General features: G+C 71.2%; 14 protein-coding genes. 7 read left to right on the plus strand and 7 right to left on the minus strand.

Translation table 11 applies throughout. From position 1 onward, the window contains the following. A partial coding sequence (locus ADL15_RS49320; RefSeq protein ID WP_067707985.1) for a sensor histidine kinase occupies positions 1–1,285 on the minus strand: 1,285 nt, incomplete at its 3' end. Positions 1,286–1,670: 385 nt separating this feature from the next. Between ADL15_RS49320 and ADL15_RS49325 the strand changes: the two genes are divergently transcribed. Beyond that, positions 1,671–2,117, plus strand: a complete 447-nt coding sequence (locus ADL15_RS49325; protein WP_067707988.1) for a DUF1707 SHOCT-like domain-containing protein — start codon at positions 1,671–1,673, stop codon at positions 2,115–2,117. Between the two features lie 110 nt (positions 2,118–2,227). After that, the gene (locus tag ADL15_RS49330) at positions 2,228–3,052 is read left to right on the plus strand and encodes a metal-dependent hydrolase (protein WP_067707991.1); all 825 of its coding nucleotides are present in this window, start codon (positions 2,228–2,230) and stop codon (positions 3,050–3,052) included. Positions 3,053–3,098: 46 nt separating this feature from the next. On the opposite strand, the gene ADL15_RS49335 is transcribed toward ADL15_RS49330, so the two are convergent. The 3 genes from ADL15_RS49335 to ADL15_RS49345 all read right to left on the minus strand — a co-directional run bounded on the left by ADL15_RS49335 (position 3,099) and on the right by ADL15_RS49345 (position 8,987). Beyond that, positions 3,099–3,587, minus strand: a complete 489-nt coding sequence (locus ADL15_RS49335) for a gluconokinase (protein ID WP_067707994.1) — start codon at positions 3,585–3,587, stop codon at positions 3,099–3,101. A gap of 13 nt (positions 3,588–3,600) precedes the next feature. Continuing rightward, the gene (gene metH, locus ADL15_RS49340) at positions 3,601–7,218 is read right to left on the minus strand and encodes a methionine synthase (RefSeq protein ID WP_083972664.1); all 3,618 of its coding nucleotides are present in this window, start codon (positions 7,216–7,218) and stop codon (positions 3,601–3,603) included. A gap of 119 nt (positions 7,219–7,337) precedes the next feature. Continuing rightward, a complete protein-coding gene (locus ADL15_RS49345) occupies positions 7,338–8,987 on the minus strand; it encodes a bifunctional 3'-5' exonuclease/DNA polymerase (RefSeq protein ID WP_067708089.1) in 1,650 nt (549 codons plus the stop codon). 275 nt (positions 8,988–9,262) lie between these two features. On the opposite strand from ADL15_RS49345, the gene ADL15_RS49350 reads away from it, so the two are divergent. The 5 genes from ADL15_RS49350 (at position 9,263) to fxsT (ending at position 17,783) form a co-directional block, all read left to right on the plus strand. After that, on the plus strand, positions 9,263–9,448 hold the full coding sequence (locus ADL15_RS49350) for a hypothetical protein (RefSeq protein WP_067707996.1): 186 nt from the start codon (positions 9,263–9,265) through the stop codon (positions 9,446–9,448). A 58-nt stretch (positions 9,449–9,506) separates the two neighbouring features. Beyond that, positions 9,507–11,330: an HEXXH motif domain-containing protein gene (locus ADL15_RS49355; RefSeq protein ID WP_067707999.1), complete on the plus strand. Its 1,824-nt coding sequence runs from the start codon at positions 9,507–9,509 to the stop codon at positions 11,328–11,330. 234 nt (positions 11,331–11,564) lie between these two features. After that, entirely contained in the window at positions 11,565–11,963 is a 399-nt protein-coding gene (locus tag ADL15_RS53815) for a hypothetical protein (RefSeq protein ID WP_157442097.1), read from the plus strand. A gap of 16 nt (positions 11,964–11,979) precedes the next feature. After that, entirely contained in the window at positions 11,980–14,019 is a 2,040-nt protein-coding gene (locus ADL15_RS49360) for a VMAP-C domain-containing protein (RefSeq protein ID WP_198171356.1), read from the plus strand. Beyond that, the gene (fxsT, locus tag ADL15_RS49365) at positions 14,016–17,783 is read left to right on the plus strand and encodes an FxSxx-COOH system tetratricopeptide repeat protein (RefSeq protein WP_067708004.1); all 3,768 of its coding nucleotides are present in this window, start codon (positions 14,016–14,018) and stop codon (positions 17,781–17,783) included. Before ADL15_RS49360 ends, fxsT begins: the two co-directional genes overlap by 4 nt. A 3-nt stretch (positions 17,784–17,786) precedes the next feature. Here fxsT and ADL15_RS49370 read toward each other — a convergent pair whose 3' ends face one another. From ADL15_RS49370 to ngcE, 3 genes are read right to left on the minus strand one after another with little or no spacing between them, the layout of a single operon-like run. Further along, positions 17,787–18,692: a carbohydrate ABC transporter permease gene (locus ADL15_RS49370; protein WP_067708007.1), complete on the minus strand. Its 906-nt coding sequence runs from the start codon at positions 18,690–18,692 to the stop codon at positions 17,787–17,789. Positions 18,693–18,708: 16 nt separating this feature from the next. After that, positions 18,709–19,614, minus strand: coding sequence for a carbohydrate ABC transporter permease (locus tag ADL15_RS49375; RefSeq protein WP_067708010.1), 906 nt, complete (start codon positions 19,612–19,614; stop codon positions 18,709–18,711). A 31-nt stretch (positions 19,615–19,645) separates the two neighbouring features. Further along, on the minus strand, positions 19,646–21,079 hold the full coding sequence (gene ngcE / locus ADL15_RS49380; RefSeq protein ID WP_067708013.1) for an N-acetylglucosamine/diacetylchitobiose ABC transporter substrate-binding protein: 1,434 nt from the start codon (positions 21,077–21,079) through the stop codon (positions 19,646–19,648). Positions 21,080–21,082 lie beyond the last annotated feature (3 nt).

Raw genomic sequence — 21,082 nt, forward strand, 5'->3', positions numbered from 1 at the left:
CGGGTGGGGTGCTGGTGGAGGAGGGAGAGGGTGGGGTGGGGGTGCTGGTGGAAGGGCGGCCGGTGGGGAGGATGACCGTGACCAGGAAGCCGCCGGTTGGGGGGTGGCCGGCCTCCAGGCGGCCGCCCAGGCTCTCGGCTCGGGCGCGCATGCCGGCGATTCCGGTGCCGCGGTCGGCTTCCGGGGTGGGTGGGGGTGGTGTGTCCGTGGCGGTGGGGCCGCCGTTGCGGATCGACAGGTACAGGGCGGCCGGGAGGTAACCGACCGCTACGTCGGCTTCGGGCTGGGGGCCAGCGTGGTGGCGGCGGACGTTGGTCAGGGCTTCCTGGACGATCCGGTACGCCGCGCGGTCGACCTCGGCCGGCAGCTCGCGTGGAGCACCGGTGATCGTGGTGCGGACCGGGATCCCGGCGGCCGCGGTCAGCTCGCTCAGCAGGTTGATGCCGAGGGCCGGCTGGCGGGGAGCGGCCTCGCCCTGGGTGCGCAGCACGCCGAGCACCGCGCGCACCTCGCGCAACGCCTCCGCGCTCGCGCTCTTGATCGCGGTCAGCGCCTCCCGGGCCTGCTCCGGGCGCTGGTCCATCAGGTGCAGCCCGACACCGGCCTGCACGTTGATCAGCGACAGGTGGTGGCCGAGCACGTCGTGCAGCTCCTGGGCGATGCGCAGCCGCTCCTCGGAGGCCTGCCGGCGCTCCTGCTCGGCACGGGCCCGGGCCTGCTCCGCGCGGGTGCGGGCCTGCTCGGCATAGTTTTCCGCGCGGATCCGGGCGGCACCACCGAGCAGGATGACCAGGCCCAGCCCGGCCGCGGCAAGGCAGGCCTGCCCGGTTTTCGGGCTCACCCCGCTGTGCAGCCCGAGCGGCCCGGCCAGGCCCAGGGTGACCCCGAGCCAGGCGGCCCAGGCGGCCGCCGCGCCGATCAGCGCGGTGTTGCGGCGCCCCTGCCGGGCCAGCGTCCACAGCGCCACCGCCGGTGCCGCGGCATAGACCACGTGCGGGGCGGCCTGAGAGGCGAGGGTGATAGCCGCGGCCGAGGCGATCACCAGGACCGGGATCGGCGCCCGCCGGCGCCAGAACAGCGCGATCGGGCCGATCAGCAGGAGCAGGGTGGTGAAACCGTCCCAGGGCCGGTACAGCGAGCCGTGCTCGGCCAGGTTCGTCGTGCCGGCCATGTGAGCGACGGCGGTGATCGCCACAGCGCCGGGCGGCCAGCCGTGGTGCGCGTCCCGGATCCGGTGCCGCCAGGGCGCACCGGGCCGATCCGGGTCACCGCCGTCGAACGGCACCTCCGACGAGGAGGACGCCGCAGAAGAAGAGGCCGAGGGAGGAGAGGACGCCGCAGAGAAAGAGGCCGAGGGAGGAGAGGAGGCGCGGCCCCCGGGAGCCCAGCAGCCGTCGCCACGGCGGCCACGGCCCGGCCACCGCCGCTCGTCCCGGCCGCGATCCCTCATGCAGCCGAAACTACGTCACCACACCACCCGCCGGCATCGGAGCACGGGCTGAACCGTCACGTACGCCCCCGGTCGTACACAAGGAGGTCTTCTGCTCCCCCGGGCGTACCGGAAGAAGACCGGAAGCGGCGAGAACACTCCGCCTGAATGCTCCGTCGGGCCGACGCGGCGGCGTCGCCCGGCGGCGAACCTGGAGAGACGAACCGCCGAGGAGGACATCATGCATCCCGATACCGCCATCCGGCCCGGTCCGGCCACCCGGCTGCGGACCTCCGACACCGAGCGCGAAGAGGTCGCCGAGATCCTGCGGGCCGCGATGACCGAGGGCCGCCTCGGTCTCGACGAGGGTGAGCAGCGGCTGACCAGCGCCTACGGGGCGACCTACCGCGACGAGCTGACGACGCTGACCGTGGATCTGCCGCACGGCGGGCGGCAGGCGCTGTCCCGGATGCCGCACCGGCGCGCCGCGACACGCCGGTCCCTGCAGCGGCACGCCAGTTTCATCCTGATCGCCGCCGGACTGCTGACCGCGCTGTGGGTCCTCTCCGGAGCGCAGTTCTTCTGGCCGGCGATTCCACTGTTCTTCCTGGTGATGGGGCTCATCCGGCACGCTCGATGGGGCCGCTACCAGTTCCGCTACAGCCACGAGATGCACGCCAGGCCCTGAACGGCGAGTGTCGGGTGGCCGACTCCACTCCCTGATGGACGCGACGGTCGTTGATCTTCGTTCGGCAAACTGCGACAGTGTCGCAGTTTGTTCGGGGAGGGACGACACACATGATGGGTCCGTCGCACGCGCTGTCAGGGGCGGCCGCTTGGCTGGCCGGCAGCTGGGCAGTGAACCAGTTCGCCGGTTATGAGCAGTCTCCGCTGATGCTAGCGGTGGGCACCGCGATGTGCGCCGGCGGCGCGCTGCTGCCCGACCTGGATCTTTCCGGGAAGGTGACCACCAACCAGGGTGGTGCCACTGTCGCCCGCACGTTCGGCGTGTTCTCGCTGTTCGTGTCCGAGGTGGTCGAGAAGATCTCGCTGGGCATCTACACCGCCACCCGGCAGAGCCGGGACCCGAAACGGGACCACGGGCACCGCACCTTCACCCACACGCTGCCGTTCGCCGCGCTGATCGGCTGGGGCACCACCGCGCTGGCCGCGCACTACGGCAAGTGGGCGGTGGTCGGCATCATCTTCTTCATGGCCGGCCTGGCGCTGCGCGGCCTGTTCGACAAGTGGGCGGAGAAGGCCGGCTGGGTGATCGTCACCCTCTGCTCGGCCGGTGCCGCCTGGTTCACCGCCGCGAACCTGCCCGGTGACCGGGGGTATCCGCTGCTCGGCTTCGCGGTCGGCGCCGGGTGTGTGGTGCACCTGCTCGGCGACATGATCACCAAGAACGGCGTACCGATCTTCTGGCCGATCCCGACCGGCCGCGGCCGGATGTGGCGGATGGTCGGTATCCCGAACCAGTTCGCGGTGAAGGTCGGTGGCAAGACCGAGACGGTCATCCTGACCACCACGTTCACGGTGATCTCGTTCGTCTCGATCCTCGGCCTCTACGCGCCGGTCCTGCTGGAGCGCCTGAACCTGGACATCTGGGCGTCCAAGTAGCGCACCTGCAGCGATGAAAAAGGCCGCCCCGAGGGGCGGCCTTTTCTCATGGGAGGCGGCTCAGCACCTTCTCGACGATCTGGTCGACCGGGAGTGTGGCGTCGACCGCGACGCCGTTCTCATCGGGCTCCAGCGGCTCCAGCGTGGCGAACTGGGACTCGACCAGGGTGCCCGGCATGAAGTGCCCGGAGCGGGCGCTCACCCGGGCCAGCGCCACCTCCGGGGTGAGCACCAGGTGGACGAAGAACACGCTCGGGTCGGGACCGCGGAGCACGTCCCGGTACGCCCGCTTGAGCGCCGAGCAAGAGATCACCAGCCGGCTGTCGGCCGCGGACCCGATCTGCTCGGCGATCAATTCCAGCCACGGCTTGCGGTCGTCGTCGTTGAGCGGCACCCCGGCGTGCATCTTGGCCACGTTGGCCTCCGGATGGAAGGCGTCAGCTTCTCCGTACGGCACGTCGAGCCGCTCGGCCAGAGCCTTGCCGACCGTGCTCTTGCCACAGCCGGACACGCCCATCACCACGATCGGAACCATCCGTGTCTCCCCGTCAGTCGATCGAGTACGCCAGGTTCGGGCGCAGCCAGCGTTCCACCTCGGAGAGCGGGACGCCACGCCGCGCCGCGTAGTCCTCGACCTGGTCCTTACCCAATCGGCCGACGGTGAAGTACTTCGCCTCGGGGTGGGCGAAGATCAGGCCGCTGACCGCGGCGGCCGGGCTCATCGCGAACGACTCGGTCAGGGTGACCCCGATCCGGCCGGTGTCGAGCAGCTGGAACAGGTCCTTCTTCTCGCTGTGGTCGGGGCAGGCCGGATAGCCGAGCGCGGGGCGGATGCCGCGGAACCGCTCGGCGTGCAGGTCGGACAGCTTCGGCTGGGCGTCCGGCTCGAACCAGGCCCGGCGGGCCTTGAGGTGCAGGTATTCCGCGAACGCCTCGGCCAGCCGGTCGGCCAGCGCCTTGACCATGATGGCGCGGTAGTCGTCGTGCTCGGCCTCGTACTTCTTGGCGAGTTTGTCGGCGCCGTGGATCGCCACCGCGAAGCCGCCGAGGTGGTCCCGGCTCTCGCCCTCAGGGGACAGCGGGGCGATGTAGTCGGCCAGGCAGCGGTTGTCGCGGCCGGCCGGCTTGACGGTCTGCTGGCGCAGCATCGGGAAGGCGTGCCCGTTGTCCAGCCGGATGTCGTCGCCGTCGGCGTGCGCCGGCCAGAAGCCGTACAGGCCGCGGGCCTGGAACGAGCCGTCCGCGATGATCTTGTCGAGCATCGTGTTGGCGTCGTCGAACAGCTCCTGGGCGACCGGCTCCTTGAGGATCGCCGGGTACTTGCCCTTCATCTCCCAGGCCAGGAACAGGAACTGCCAGTCGATCAGGTCGCGCAGCTCGGCGATCGGCGGGTGCACCTCGCGTACGCCGGTGAAGGACGGCGTCGGCAACTCGCCGAAGTCGACGCTCTCCCGGTTGGCCCGCGCCTGGGCGACGGTCAGCAGCGGCACACTCAACCGCTGCTCGTGCAGCTCACGCAGCCGGTCCTGGTCGACCCGGTTGGCCTCGTCGAGCGTCACCGAACGGTCGGCGTCGAGCAGGTCGGAGACCACCCCGACGACCCGAGAGGCGTCCAGCACGTGGACGGTGGACCCGTCGTACGCCGGCGCGATCCGGACCGCGGTGTGCTGCTTCGACGTGGTCGCGCCGCCGATCAGCAGCGGCAGTTTGAGCCCGCGCCGCTGCATCTCGGCGCCGACCGCGACCATCTCGTCCAGCGACGGGGTGATCAGCCCGGACAGGCCGATCACGTCGGCGCCCTCGGCGACCGCGACGTCCAGGATCTTCGCGGTCGGCACCATCACGCCGAGGTCGATCACCTCGTAGTTGTTGCAGCCGAGCACCACCCCGACGATGTTCTTGCCGATGTCGTGGACGTCGCCCTTCACCGTGGCGAGGACCACCTTGCCCTGGCCACGGGACTCGCCGGACTTCTCCTTCTCCATGTACGGCAGCAGGTACGCCACCGACCGCTTCATCACCCGCGCGCTCTTGACCACCTGGGGCAGGAACATCTTGCCGGCCCCGAACAGGTCGCCGACCACGCTCATCCCGTCCATCAGCGGGCCCTCGATCACGTCGAGCGGCCGGGGCAGCTTGAGCCGGGCCTCCTCGGTGTCCGACTCGATGAAGTCGACGATGCCGTGCACCAGCGCGTACGACAGCCGCTTCTCGACCGTCGCCTCCCGCCAGGAGAGGTCCACCTCGCGCTTGGCGCCGCTGCCGGTGACCGTGGAGGCGAACGTGACCAGCCGGTCGGTGGCGTCCTCCCGGCGGTCGAAGATCACGTCCTCGACCAGCTCCAGCAGCTCGGCCGGGATGTCCTGGTAGACCGCGAGCTGACCGGCGTTGACGATGCCCATGTCCAGGCCGGCCCGGACCGCGTGCAGCAGGAACGCCGAGTGCATGGCCTCGCGGACCACGTCGTTGCCGCGGAACGCGAACGACAGGTTGGAGATGCCGCCGCTGGTCCGCGCGCCGGGGCAGCGCTGCTTGATCAGCGGGAGGGCGGCGATGAAGTTCTTCGCGTACCCGTTGTGCTCGGCGATGCCGGTGGCCACCGCGAGCACGTTCGGGTCGAAGATGATGTCGGTCGGCTCGAAGCCGTCCCCGACCAGCAGGTCGTAGGCCCGGCCGCAGATGGCGACCTTGCGCTCGGTGGTGTCGGCCTGGCCCTGCTCGTCGAAGGCCATCACCACCACGCCGGCGCCGAAGTCGCGGATCCGGCGGGCCTGGGCCAGGAACGGCTCCTCGCCCTCCTTCAGGCTGATCGAGTTGACCACGCCCTTGCCCTGCACGCACTTGAGGCCGGCCTCGAGCACGTTCCACTTCGAGCTGTCGATCATGATCGGGATCCGGGCCACCTCGGGCTCGGTGGCGATCAGGTTCAGGAAGGTGACCATGGCCTGCTCGCTGTCCAGCAGGTCGGCGTCCATGTTCACGTCGAGCAGGTTGGCGCCGCCGCGGACCTGCTCCATGGCCACCGCGACCGCGCCCTGGTGGTCGTCGGCCTCGATCAACCGGCGGAACTTGGCCGAACCGGTCACGTTGGTCCGCTCGCCGATCATGACGAAGCCGGTGTCCGGGCCGATCTCGAACGGCTCCAGGCCGCTGAACCGGGTGGCCGGCGCGGGCGCGTCGATCACCCGCGGTGCGGACGTGGCCACGGCGGCGGCGATCGAGGCGATGTGCGCCGGGGTGGTGCCGCAGCAGCCGCCGACGATGTTGACCAGGCCGGATGCGGCGAACTCGCCGATCAGCTCGCCGGTCTGCTCCGGGGTCTGGTCGTAACCGCCGAACGCGTTCGGCAGGCCGGCGTTCGGGTGCGCGGCGACGAACGTGTTCGACAGGCGGGCCAGCTCGGCCACGTGCGGGCGGACCTCGGCCGCGCCGAGCGCGCAGTTCAGCCCGACGACCAGCGGCTCGGCCCGCTCGATCGAGCGCCAGAAGGCCTCGACGGTCTGCCCGGACAGGGTCCGGCCGGACAGGTCGACGATGGTGACCGAGACCCAGAGCGGCAGCTGCGGGGCGACCTCGCGGGCCGCGGCGATCGCCGCCTTCGCGTTCAGCGTGTCGAAGATCGTCTCGATCATCAGGAGGTCGACGCCGCCTTCGGCGAGCGCCGCGATCTGCTCCGCGTACGACGTCTTCACCTGGTCGAACGTCACCGCACGGTACGCCGGGTCGTCGACCTTGGGCGACAGTGACAACGTCACGTTCAGCGGCCCGACGCAGCCGGCCACGAACCGCGGGCGGCCGTCCCGCTCGGCGGCCTCGTCGGCGGCCTGCCGGGCCAGCCGGGCGCCCTGCACGTTCATCTCGCGCACCAGGTGCTCCAGGCCGTAGTCGGCCTGCGCGATGGTGGTCGCGGTGAACGTGTTCGTGGTGGTGATGTCGGCGCCGGCCGCGAGGTACTGCCGGTGGACGTCCAGGATCACGTCCGGCCGGGTCAGGTTGAGCAGGTCGGGGTCGCCGGTGACGTCCTGCACGTGGTCGGCCGGGATCAGCTCGGCGCGGTAGTCGGCCGGGGTCAGCTGGGCGCCCTGCAGCATCGTGCCCCAGGCGCCGTCGAGGACCAGAACCCGCTCGGCGAACAGATCGCGCAGCTCAGTGACGTTATCGGTCACGGATACACACCTCCGAGGGAAGTCGGAGGCGCCCTTGTTCGGGAGATGATCACCGGTCGAGCGTGACGGGTGGCCCGCTGCAGCGCCTCTCGGCCGGACTGCTAACGATACTCACCTCATCACTTCGCATCGGCGTACGAACCAACCACTGAGACATCCAGCGGGAACCGCACCTCGGTGGCGCCGAAAAGCATCCGACCGGCCGTGGCCGCACACTCCCGGACCGCGTCACACACCTGTTCGGCCTGCTCAGCGGGACAGTGCACCACCACCTCGTCGTGCACGAACAGGACGAGTTCCGCCTTCGTGCCGGCCAGCGCGGTGCGCAACATGGCGAGCAGGACCAGGGCCCACTCGGCGGCTGTGGCCTGAATGACAAAGTTCCGCGTGAAGCGTCCCCTCGCGCGTCCGGGTGGTGGCGCCACCTCTTCGGGTGGTTCCCGGCCCGCCTCGCGGGCCGCGCCGGCCGGCGGCGGGCAGGTGCGGCCGAGCCAGGAACGGACCAGGCCACCCGACTCGCCGGTCCGGGCGGCGCGCTCCACGTAGTCGAAAGCGGTCGGGTAGTGCCGCCGGAGCACGGCCAGCGCCGGGATGGCGTCGCCGCCGGTCTGCCCGTACATCGCGCCGAGCAGGGCGATCTTGGCTTTGGCCCGGTCGCCGTCGAACGAGTCGGTGGCGAGTGCGGCATACAGATCGCCCTCCGCGGCGGCCCGGGCCAGCCGGACGTCACCGGAGACCGCGGCCAGCACCCGGGGCTCGAGCTGGCCGGCGTCGGCCACCACGAACCGCCAGCCCGGGTCGGCGACCACCGCGCGGCGGACCACCTTGGGCACCTGCAGGGCGCCGCCGCCGCGGGCGGCCCAGCGGCCGGAGACCACCCCGCCGGGCAGGAACTCCGGGCGGAACCGGCCGTCGCGCACCCAGGCGTCGAGCCAGGTCCAGCCGTGCGCGGTCCAGATCCGGTAGAGCTCCTTGAACTCCAGCAGCGGTGCGACCGCCGGGTGCTCGACCTGGCTCAGCACCCAGCGCCGGGTGTTCGGCACCTGGATGCCGGCCCGGGCGAACGCGCGGACCACCTCGGCCGGCGAGTCGGGGTGCAGGCCACGGACCCCGAACGCGTCGTTGATGATCGCGGTCAGCTCGGCGAGACGGCGGGGCGGGCCGACCGGCTGCGGCGGGCCGAGCAGCTCCCGCAGCAGCTCGTCGTGCAGGTCGGCGCGCCAGGGCAGCCCGGCCTGGCCCATCTCCACGGCGATCAGGGCACCGGCCGACTCGGCGGCCACCAGCATCCGGAACCGGCCGGGGTGCTCGGTCGCGGCCAGGCGGCGCTGCTGGTCCTCCCACACCTCGATGGCGGCCTGGACCTCGTCGAACCTGCCGCCGGACGACGACGCCGAGGCCTCGAACAGGGCCGACTGGGCGAAGCCCGGCGGCTCGGCCTCGCGCCGCAACGGATCGGGAGCGACCGGCAGGCCGTGCACCCGGGCGCGGGCCGCGGTCAGCCCGCGCGGCTCACCCCAGTGACCGGCATGGCCGAGCAGGAGCGCCTCGGTGAGCTCCAGGTCGTGACAGCGAGTGACTCTGACCCCGGAGCGCAACAACGCCGGGTAGATGTCGGTGGTGGCGGGCCAGACCCAGCGGGGCTGCTCGGCGGCCTCGAGACGGGCGACGGCGGCAGCGAGGTCGGCGACGTGCCGCGGCGGCCCACCGGCGGACAGGTCCGCGAGCCGGCCACCCCGGCCATCCGGGTCCTGAACTGCCAATGTCAACACCCGGCCATTGTCATACCTGGGTGTGACAATTTTCCGAACGTCCATGCGCTAGGCACTTGTCAACAATCGCACCGAATCAGGGTTTAAGTCGTTATTTGTACGGCTGGGATCACGGAATCAGGCCATTCCGCGCTCGGGTGGTCGCACCATCGTCATGAGGGGTCGCTAGGCTGGCCCCCTCCACGATGAGCAAGGTCACACGAACGCCCCGGTTTCAGCGTGCCAACCGCAACAAAACGTCCACCCCTCAGCCGAGAGTTAAGACTTCATCGATGACCACGCAGCCGCGTGCCACCTTCATCGAGACCGACATGGTCTCGCTGGCTGGCTACAGCCTCAGTGACCTCCGTGCGGACCAGAGCCGCGAGCTCGCCGACGCGGTGCGATCGGTCTTGAAACAGGTCGAGAGGCCTCGTGCCAATCTCGGCGGCTCGGGCCCACCCGGACGGGCTGACTGACCGCCCCTCCTGACCACCACATCCGCCAGCCCCGGCATCCGCCGACAAGGAGGAGAACTTGGCCATCGAGAACGAGCCGGCGACGTCCGGCCCGACCCGGATCCAGCTCGCCGACGACCTCTTCGAGCAGCTCGCGGCCGGTGGTGGTGGCCCCGAGGTGATCGCCCGGCTCCAGGACGGCCAGCGGAGCCGCCGGATGGTGCTGCTCCGGGCCCTGCTCGGCGCGGCCGCCGAGGACCCGCTCTCCACCGGGCCGCTGCCCTCGGTCGCGGAGGCCTGGTCGGCGCTGGAGCGCATCCAGGAGCAGGCGCCGGCGGCGGTGCAGGCCGTCCTGCAGCACCCCCAGGTGGGCGCCTGGTTGTCCTTCACCCTGCGGCGGCACCGCGGCGGCACCGTGACGACCGCTCCGGCCCATATCGATTTCGGACAGCTGAACACCGTGGCGCTGGCTGCCGCCGCGCTGGCCCGGCTCGCCCACCGCACCCGCGTCCCGTTGCGCGGCGGGCGCGTCCTGGTGCCCCGGCACGGCATGGCGATCTTCGACGGGTGCGCGCCGTGGGACGTCGCGGAGGCGTGGACCGAGGGCGGACGGATCTTCCTGCGGCACGGCGAGGTCACCGTGGACGTGCCGGAAAGCGGTGACGCTCCCGGATGGCTCGCGCTCCGCGAGGTCACCGTGGGTGACGTCGACACGTTCACCGTCCACCTCGACGACCTGGACCCGTGGCGCGATCTGGCCGACCCTGTCGGCCCGGCCCGGCTCTCCGACACGGCGTTCGCGGTCTGGGTGAAGCTGCTGCAGGACGCGTGGACGATCCTGATCGAGCACCACCGGCCGACCGCCGTGGCCCTCGCCGCCGGGGTGAGCTCGCTCGTCCCGCTGCCGGCCGGCGACGGCTGGGACACCCGCAGCGCGTCGACCGGGGACGCCTTCGGCGCGATCATGTGCTCGCTGCCGCCGGATCCGGCGACCCTGGCCGTCTCACTGGCGCACGAGTTCATGCACATCAAGCTCGGCGGGCTGATGCACCTGGTGCCGCTCACCACCGGACCCGGCAACCCCTGCCTGTACGCACCGTGGCGCGACGACCCGCGCCCGGCCGGCGGGCTACTTCAGGGCATTTACGCCTTTTTTGGGATAACCGAGTTCTGGCGCACGCAGCGCCGCGCCCCCGGCACCCCGAACCCCCGCCTCGACGACTTCGAGTACGCCTACAGCCGCGCGCAGACCCGGGAAGCGATCGGCGTCGCCACCGCCGACGGCACCCTGACCGAGCGGGGCCGCCGGTTCGTCGCCCGGCTGGCCGCCGCGATCGACGGCTGGTCCGCCGACGAACTGGACGAGCAGGCGGCCGACCTGGCCCGGCTCGTCGCCGACAGCCACCGGGCCGGCTGGCGGATCCGGCACTGCCGGCCGGACCACGCCGAGGTCACCGCGCTGGCCGCGGCCTGGTCCGCCGGGACTCCGGCGCCGGACCTCCGCGCACCCGCCGAGGTCCTGCCCGATCCGGAGATGCGGCACTGGTCGGGTCCGCGGCTGGGCCTGGCCCGGCGGCGGCTGGTCGCGCCGGACCGCTACGCCGAGGCCCGCACCACCTCGTGGGGCGCCGGTCTCAGCGACGCCGATCTGGCGCTGTTCGCCGGGCGGGCCGGGACCGCCGCCGAGCTCTTCGCCGCCGCGATCACCGAGACACCGGAGTCGCCGGACGCCTGGACCGGTCTCGGGCTGGCCCTGCACCGCTCCGGCGACACCCGCGGCGGTGGCGTCCTGCTGCGCCGCCCCGACCTGGTGCTGGCCCTGCACCGCACGCTCGCGGCGACCGCTGCCCCGATCGCCCTGGTCAGGTGGCTGGCCGACGCCGAAAGCACCGACCAGCCCTGACAAAGCGCCGGCCGCGTGGCCGGCCCGCCGCGAGTTCCGACAAGCGGCGGCCGCACGGCAGGCCGCAGGCAGAGGCCGACAAGCGGCGGCCGCACGCCAGTTCTGACAAAAAGGCCACTTCCAGCAATCCATATCGGAAAGGGCCGTCTATACGGACGGCCCTTTCATGGGCGATACTTGCCTTCCCCCGGCAAGGGTGGCTCCGCATTTTGATCACGGCGGACGGAGCAGAGCGTGCGGAAATGCGAAGAGATCGGCATCGGCGTTTCCCCGATCCTGGAATCCGTGCGCCGCACCATTCGACCACCCGCGCCCGCAACCGAGACCGGCTGGACGAACGCCCCCGACACAGGCCGCCGGCGACCCGGCCGTCAGATCCTCCGACGCGATGTCGGACTGATCGAATTCTGCATTCCCGCGATTGTCGCGATCATCGCCCGGCCCCGCCGCCGCCATCTATCGATCTTGACAATGGTGGCGGTGACGACCGAAATTACGCTGGTATTGATTCCCGCTGCGCAGACAGCAATCAATGCTGATCTGAGCCAGGACAGATCATGGAGCGTGGCCGATGTCGACGTCACCACAACCTCCCGCGAAGCCGGACGACACTCGGACGGCGTCGCCGGATGAGGTGACCCTCGGGATCATGACGGCGCTGCCGGTCGAGGCGGCCGCGGTGCTGAGCGTGGTGCAGGACGTCACCGGTTTCGCCGATCCGCACGACCAGAACGCGTACCAGGTCGGCCTGCTGCCGAGCAGCGACCCGGACCGGCCGCACACCGTCGCCGTGCTGATGATGCCGCGCGACGGCACCCGGCTCGCCGCCACCTGCTGCACCAACATGCTGCGCACCTTCCCCAACATCCGGACCGTGCTGATGGCCGGGATCGCCGGCGGGGTCCCCCGCCCCGCGGAGCCCGACCGGCACGTCCGCCTCGGTGACATCGTGGTCGCGACCGAGGGCCTGATCGACTACGGGCACGTCCGGGAGACCGACACCGGCGCGGTGCTGCGCGGGCGGCAGAGCGGCGGCACGCTCGCCAACCGGCTGCTCCGGGCGGCCGGCCAGCTCCGGCTGACCGAGGAGCAGACCGGCCGGCGGCCCTGGGAGGAGTGGCTCGATCCCGACCGGCACGAACAGGCCGGCCGGTACCCGCGACCGCCCGCGGACACCGACGTGCTCCGCACCGGCGACCAGGTGATCCCCCACCCGTTACCGCCGGAACCGGCGCCGGCGCCGGGCATGCCGCAGATCCACTACGGGGCGATCGGGTCGGCCGACGTGCTGATGAAGAGCGAGCGCCGCCGGGACGAGCTGGCCGGGCAGCACCCGGACCTGCGGGCCGTGGAGATGGAGGGTTCCGGCATCGCGGCGAGCACGGCGGCGAACGAACGGTCCTGGTTCATGGTCCGCGGTGTCGCCGACTACGCGGCCACCGGCAAGAACGACCGGTGGCACCGGTACGCGTCCTACACCGCCGCCGTCTACCTGCGGGCGCTGCTCGCCGCGACCCCGCCGCTCGCCGCGCCCCGGGCCCTGGTCAGCGGCCGGGCCCTGCCCCTGGTGCCGGAGCCCGAGCAGCAGGCGCTGGACGCGCTGCTGATCGACGTGCCGGCCGATGTGGACCTGCGCGCGGTCTGGCACGCGGCGGTCCCCGACCTGCCGGAGCCGGACCGGGAGGTCTTCTCCACCCCCGGCGCCGTCTACCACCACCTGGCCCGGTACAACGCCCGGGCCGGCGAGCCGCATCCGGCGTTCCGGTTCGTCGACCGGCTCGGCCGGGCGATGGCCAACAGCCCGACCGGCCGGGAGCTGCGCGGCTGGGCCGCCGCCCGGGCCGGGCTCGGGCACCAGGCGGTGGACGAGCGGGACTCGCCGGAGGACCCGGCCACCCGGGCCGGCAAGGCGCGGCCCGCGCTGGTCCTTCGGATCACGGTGGACGGCATCGACCGGACCCGCTGCCGGATCACGCCGTTCCTGCAGACCACCCGGGGACCGTGGCGACCGGTGCCGGGGCCGGGCGAGCCGGTCGACGTGCCCCGCGCCGATCTCGCGGCGGCCACCGCCGTCCTGGTCGGCAAGGCCGAGGAGGCGTGGCAGGACACCGCCGACCGGGCCGACATCGAGTTCGTCCTGCCGACCGCCCTGCTGAACGAGGCGGTCCAGTGGTACCCGGGCCCGGAGATCCTCGGCGAGTCCAAACCGATCGGCATCGAGTACGCCGTGGCGGTGCGCAGCCTCGAACGGATGCGGGAGACCCGGGTCCACCGGGCCTGGGGACAGCGGTGGCGGCAGCTGGACCGGCAGCCGTTCACCGGCCGGGTGTTCCGCGGCCGGGGCGACCCGGCGGATCTCGACGACTGGGCGACCGAGCTGATCAGCGACGACGGCTACCTGGTGGTGGTGCTCAGCGCGCCGCCGGGGACCGAGGTGGGCACCGGGGAGTTACGGGCCGCCCTCCGCGCCGGGGTGCCGATAATCCTCTGGGATCAGCGCGAGCCGCGGCCGGCGGACGGCACGCAGGGGCTGGAGCGCCTGGTCGCCGAGCCGACCGGCCTGCTGCCGGAGAACACCCGGCGGATCCGGATCGAGGCCGCGAGCGATCCGGCCCACTTCGGCCGGTCGGTCGCCCTGCTCTGGGACGACGCGGACCGGCCGATCACGGAACGGCAGGCCGACTCATGACCGGATCCGATCCGTACGCCACCGCGCACACGCCCGGAGACCCGGAGGCGCTCGCCGAGGCGCTGCGCCGGTTCACCCCGCACGTGTCCACCTGCGCGATCGTGGTGGACGAGAGCCCGTCGATGGACGTGTGGGCGCCCACCGTGGCGGCCTTCCAGGACCTGGCCGGCGCCGTCTTCCCCCGGGTGAACCGGCAGCTGCTCGGCCCGTTCCGGGAGGCGCACGCCGAGCCCCGGGTGCCGGACGGCGAGCTGATCATGGTGGTCAGCGACGGCCTCGCCGGGTTCTGGGCGCAGAGCTCGGCCGACCAGGTGCTGAACGCGTGGGGCCGGCGCGTCCCGGTGGCGATCGTGAACCCGTACCCGCGGGAGCTGTGGGAGCGGTCGCTGCTCGCGCCGCGGGAGGTCCAGCTGTCCGCGCCGCGGATCATGTCGCCGAACGCGGAGCTGCTGATCCTGGAGCCGGCCGAGCGGATGCGGCTGTTCGACGACCCGGTGCCCGAGGCCGCGGTGGCGGTACCCCTGCTGGAGCTCGGCCCGCGCTGGCTGCGCTGGTGGGCGTCGCTGGTCGGCGGGCCGGCCGGTGGCTGGCTCGACGCGGTCGCGCACATCGCCGACCCGGACCGGCCGCACGGTCCCGGTGACGTGCCGGCCACCGCGCCCGGCGCGCCCGGCGCGCACCGGCTCGTCGAGGACTTCCGCAACGAGCCGTCCGCGTTCGCCTTCCGGCTGGCCACCCTGATCGCGGCGGCGCCGCCACGGCTCGGCCTGGACGCCCTGCGTGTGCTGCAGCGGGTGCTGCTGCCCGCGTCGCGGCCGCTGCACCTGGCCGAGGTGGTCACCAGTCCGCTGCTGGTCACCGGCGCGCACGGCGAGCCCAGCTTCCGGGCCGGGGTGCGGGAGGAACTGCTGGCCTACGCGACCCGGGAGGACACCGTCCGGGTGATCGAGGTGGTGGTGACGCACTTCGGCGACCGCTTCCCGCGGGCCCGGGACCTGCTCGACGTGCTGCGGGCGCCGGACGAGCAGCCGGACACCCGGATCGCCGACACCCCGGTCGAGGACCTGCGGTTCGAGCTGGCCGTGCTCCGGGCGCTGGCCGGGCCGTACGCGCCGCGGGCGGACCGGCTGGAACGGGCGCTGGCCGGACCGTCGCCCGAGCCGCCCGGCGGAGGAGTCCGCACGCCGAGCCTGCGACCCGGCGCCGGTACGCACCTGCTCGGCGGGCGGGGCGCCAGTCTCGCCGACATCGACGCGCTGCTGCAGCCGGACGCCCGCTCGGCGGTCTGGGTGAACCTGCCGTCGCGCAACGACGACTTCACCGGGCGCGAGGAGATGCTCGACATCCTCGACCGCCGGTTGCGCCAGGACCGGGTGGCCGCGGTCCTCTCCCACTCGCTGCACGGGATGGGCGGCGTCGGCAAGTCACAGATCGCGGCGGAGTACGCCTACCGGCACATGACCGACTACGACGTGATCTGGTTCGTCCCGGCCGAGCAGGAGAGCCAGATCCGGCACTCGCTGATGGAGCTCGGCGAGCACCTGAACATCCCGGCCGGCACCGAGGCGAACACCGCCATCCGCGCCGTCCTGGACTCGTTGGCGGCCGGCACACCGTACGCAAACTGGCTCTTGATCTTTGATAACGCGGAGACGCTGGAGACCGTGCAGGACTACCTGCCGACCGGTGGCACCGGGAAGGTGCTGATCACGTCACGCAACCGGGGGTGGACCGGCGTCTCCGAGACGTTGGAGATCGACGTCTTCAGCCGCGAGGAGAGCATCGCCCTGCTCCGCCGGCGCAACCCGGTGCTGAGCGTCACCGACGCCGACCGGATCGCCGACCTGCTCGACGACCTGCCGCTGGCCATCGCCCAGGCCGCGGCCTGGCGGGCAGCGACCCAGATGGACGTGGGCGAATACCTGCGCCGGCTCACCGAGAAACGCGCCGAACTGGCCCGCCAGGCCAAGGACCAGCACTACGAGGTCGCGGTCGCGACGGCCTGGACGGTGGCGCTGGAGCACCTCGGCACGGCCAACCCGGGCGCGCTGCAGCTGCTGCAGACCTGCTCGTTCATGGCGCCCGAGCCGATCTCCCAGGAGATCTTCCAGGCGGTCCGGGACGTCGAGTTCGCCCTGGACATGAACGAGGTGCTGCAGACCCCGAACCAGCTCGGCCGCGCGATCCGGGCGATCGAGCAGTACGGCCTGGCCCGGATCGACTACCGGGAGGAGACGTTCACCGTCCAGCTGCACCGGCTGGTGCGCGAGGTGGTGGTGGACCGGCTGTCGGCGAGCGAGCGGAGCCGGATGCAGCACGCCGCGCACCTGCTGCTGGCCGGGGTGCACCTGGGCGACTTCGGCAAGACCGAGCACTGGCCGCGGTTCGCCGCGCTGCTCCCCCACGTGCAGGCCTCCGACCAGGTGGGCTGCGAGGACGCCTGGGCGCGCCGCCGGGTCCTCGACATGATCGAGTTCTTGTACTCCTCGGGTGACCACAAGGCCTGCCGGGCCCGGGCCGCCGAGGCGGTCGAGCGCTGGACCCGGATGCTCGGCCCGGACGATCCGCAGGTGCTCAAGTGCGCCCGCTGGCTCGCGTTCGTGCTGCGGATCCTCGGCGAGTTCGCCGAGGCGGCCCGGATCAACGCGGACTGCCTGCAGCGGCTCCGCGCGATCAACGGCCCCGAGGACGAGGAGACCCTGGACGCGATGTGCCTGGTCGCGGCGGACCGCCGGGCGGCCGGTGACTTCCAGGGCGCGCTGCGGCTCGACCGGGACGCGTACGAGATCTCCGCCCGGGTCTTCGGGCCGAAGGTGCCGCACACCCTGCGGATGGCGCACAGCCTCGGGATCAGCCTGCGGCTGATGGGCGACTTCGCCGGCGCGCTGGCGCTGGACATGGAGACCGTGCGGCACCGGATCGACGTGCACGGCGCCCCGCACTACCTCACCCTGCTCACCCAGAACGGGCTCACTCTGGACATGCGGGAGCAGGGGCAGTACATCGCCGCGAACGAGCGGCAGGAGAAGCTCTACGCGCGCATCCAGCGGATCCTCGGCAACACCCACCCGCAGACCCTGATGGCCGCCCGGAACCTGGCCGTCTCCCTGCGCCGGGCCGGCAAGCACGAGCCGGCCCGCAAGCTGGCCCTGGACACCCTGAAGGAGCTGCGCGAACGGTTCGGCGACCTCAACCCGGAGGCGATCGCCTGCGCACTGAACTACGCCGTCGACCTGCGGGAGAACGACGAGCTGGTGCGGTCCCGGGAGCTCGCCGAGCGGACCTGGCACGAGTACGCCACGACACTCGGTGAGCAGCATCCGTACACGCTCTACGCCCGGACCAACCTCGGGATCGTGCTCCGGCTGCTCGGACGGCTCCCGGAGGCGCTCGAGCACGACCGGGCCGCCTACGACGGGCTGCACTCCCGGCTCGGCGCCCAGCACGTACTGACCCTGACCTGCGCCACCAACCTGGGCAGTGACCTGGCCCTGGCCGGTGACCACCAGCAGGCGTACGACCTGGACGCGCAGACCCTGGAGGGCTCCCGGACGGTCCTCGGCTTCGAGCACCCCTCGACGCTGGCGTGCGCGCTGAATCTCGCCTTCGACCTGCGGGACCTGGGCCACCACGACGACTACGAACGGCTCTTCGGCGAGGTCGTCGACGCCTATCACCGGGTGCTGGGTCGTGATCACCCGGCGATCGAGGCGGCGAACGCGGGCGAACGGGCCAACTGTGACGTCGACCCGATGCCGCTCTGAGACCTACTTGACCGCGCCCGCGGTCAGGCCGGCCTGGATCTGCCGCTGGAAGATCGCGTAGACCACGATCATCGGCAGGATGGAGAGGGTCAGCGCGGCGAACAGCGTGGACCACTCGGCGTGGTAACCGGCCGAGGTGCTGATGTTCGCGATGCCCTGGGTGAGCACCCACTTGGAGTCCGCGCCGGCGCCCTGCATGACCACGACCGGCAGCAGGTACTGGTTCCACTGGCCGACGATGTTGAAGATGGTGATGCTGATCAGGCCGGACTTGGCCATCGGCATCATGATCTGGAAGAACCGCCGCAGGTGGCCGGCGCCGTCCACCATCGCCGCCTCGTCGATCTCCGCGGGCAGCGTCTTGAAGAACGCCACCAGGAAGAAGACCGTGAACGACAGTGAGTACGCGATGTAGACCAGGATCAGGCCGGTGTACGTGTTCAGCAGGTTGAGGCTCTGCATGATGCCGAACAGCGGCGCGAGCGCCATGAAGGTCGGGAACGCCAGGCCGGAGACGAACAGGTAGTAGATCGCCCGGTTGCCGGGGAACTTGTACCGGGCCAGCACGTACGCGGCCATCGCGCCCAGCAGCATGGTGCCGGCCGTGCTGATCAGCACCACGAACACGCTGTTCAGGAAGTACTGCCCGATGTGCGCCTCGTTCCAGGCGTCGGCGTACGTCTTGAACGAGAAGTGCTCGGGCATCGCGAACGGCTTGCCGAGGAAGATCTCGGTGTTGTTCTTGAACGAGGCGAGCAGCACCCAGATCAGCGGCCCGGCCGTGGCCAGCGCCCACAGGAACAGGGCGATGTGCGCGACCCCGTTGAGCGGGTTGAGCTTCCGCTGCTTCGCGGCGGCCGGCACCGATGTCGCGGCGGCCGTGGACGGGTTGGACTTCAGATCGGTCATCGTGACACTCCGCGGATCAGGCGTCGACGGCGTCGCGACGGGTGACCCGCAGGGTCAGCGCGGCGAACGTAAGGGTCAGGAAGAACAGCACGACACCGAGCGCGGAGGCGTAACCGGCCTGCGAGAACTTGAAGGCGTTCAGGTAGATCTGCATGCTCAGCACCTGCGTCGAGTTGTTCGGGCCGCCCTGGTTCACCGACATGATGTTGACCAGTGCGAACGCGTCGAACGCGGCGATGCCGAGGTAGACCCAGGCGACCTGCAGCGTGCTCCAGAGCAGCGGCAGGGTGATCCGGAAGAACAGCGTGATCTTGGTGGCGCCGTCCAGCGCGGCCGCCTCGTAGATCTCCTCCGGGATCGAGCCCATGCCGGCCGAGAAGAGCACCACGTAGAAGCCGACCGCCTGCCAGATCAGCACGGCGAGGATGCAGGTCAGCGCCCAGCGCTCGTCGGCAAGGAAGAGCCAGGGCGTCCACGACTCCGGGAACAAGCCGTTGATCATGCCGCTGCGGTCCGAGCCGAACACCCGGCCGAAGATCACGCCGACGATGGCCAGGGCCAGCAGCTGCGGGAAGAAGAAGATGATCCGGTAGACCTTGGAGCCCCACACGCCCCGGGTGCCGCCGCCGGTGCTCTTGCCACCGACGTTCAGCAGGAACGCGAAGAACAGCGCGAGCGCGATGGTCACCAGCGGCAGCAGGATCAGCAGGAACAGGTTGTGCCGCAGGGCGGTCCACACCACCGGGTCGTCCCACAGCTTCACGAAGTTGTCGAAGCCTACGTACGTGAACCCGCCGAAGCCGGACCAGTCGGTCAGCGACAGCTGGAACATCTGTAGATAGGCCCCGACCACGAAGACCAGATAGAGCGCCAGCGGCACGACAAGGAAACCGATGATGAAGGGGTACTTGCCGTGCCGCATGACGCCTACCTAGGTGTGAAAAAGAAGCGGATCAGGAACGGGTGAACTTGGTGACCGAGGAGTCCTTGGCCACGGCCTGCGAAGCGGCCTCCATGGTGTCGCAGAACTTCTTCGCGTCGCCGCCCTTGAACATGAGCTGGTTGGCGGCCTCGCGGGAGGCGTCGTCCAGCTTCTTGTACCAGGTGTCGAACAGGTAGCCCATGAAGACGTCCTTGCCGGCCTTGCTCAGCGCGTCGTTGGCGCTGGTCAGACCGGGCGAGATGGTGAGGCCGTCGGCCGCGCCGGCCACCACCGTGAGCGACTTGGTGAGCTTGGTGAACTCCAGCGCCGCCGCCTTCGACAGCATGGTGCGCAGGTACTCCTTGCCACCCTGCGGGTTCTTGCTCTTGGCCGCCGCGAAGTAGATCTCGCCGGCCGCGGCGTTGATCGCGGTCGCCGGGAGCTGGTCCGCCGCGGTGACGCTCGGGAACGCCATCATGGCGTACTCGAAGCCGGCCGGGGTGCTGGCGGCCTGCTCGTTCTCCAGCCACGACCCACACGGGTAGAAGGCCAGCTTGTCCTGGTCCTGCTGCAGCTGGACCTCGGTGTGCTTGAGGCCGAGGAAGGACTTGTCGATGTACTTGGTGCCGACCTCGCCCCAGGCCTGCGCGGCCTTGAGCACGGCGTCGTTCGTCCAGGCGCCCGGCTTCAGGTTGTCGATGTCCTTCAGCACCTGCTCGGTGCCGATCTTCGCGGCACTGGTCATGATCGCGCGGACCATGTAGTACGACGCGTTGGCGCCCGCGAAGCCGAACGGCGTGATGCCGGCCGCCTTGATCTTGTCGAGCAGGGCGGTGAAGTCGGCCCAGGTGGTCGGGATGGTCCAGCTGTTCTTGTCGAACAGCTTCTTGTTGTACCAGAGGCCGAAGACGGTGAACGAGTAGTTCACCGCGAACGGCTTGCCGTCGTAGGTGCCCTGCTGCACGGCGCCGGGGACCAGGGTCTCGGCGACCGTCTTGCCGGGGATGTCCAGCGACGGGGCGGCGAACAGGTCGCTCAGGTCGGCGGCCTGGCCGGCCTTGACGATGGCGCCGAAGTCCATGATGTCGGCGCCGGAGTTGTTGATCATGTCCGGGGCGGAACCCGAGTTCAGCCGCGGCTTGATCGTGGTGGCGACCTGCTGGGTGGCCGAGTACGTGACCTTCGCGTCCGGCCACTTCTTGTTGAACATCGGGGTGTCGACGTCGGTGGCGTACTTGGTGCCGAGGCCACCGTCGAAGATGACGATCTCGACGCCGGCCTTCGGGTCGATGCCGAGCGGGTTGTCCGCCGACTTGTCGCCGGTCGCCTGCGGGGTGCTCGGCGCATCGGAGCCACCGGCACAGGCGCTCAGGAAGCTGACGCCGGGTGCGGCGACGAGGCCGACCGCGGCAGCGCGGCGCAGCAGGGTACGACGGTCCAGCTCAGAGTTCGTTATCGCAGACATCGG

The organism is Actinoplanes awajinensis subsp. mycoplanecinus, assembly GCF_001509495.1.
GTDB classification, from domain to species: Bacteria; Actinomycetota; Actinomycetes; order Mycobacteriales; family Micromonosporaceae; genus Actinoplanes; species Actinoplanes palleronii.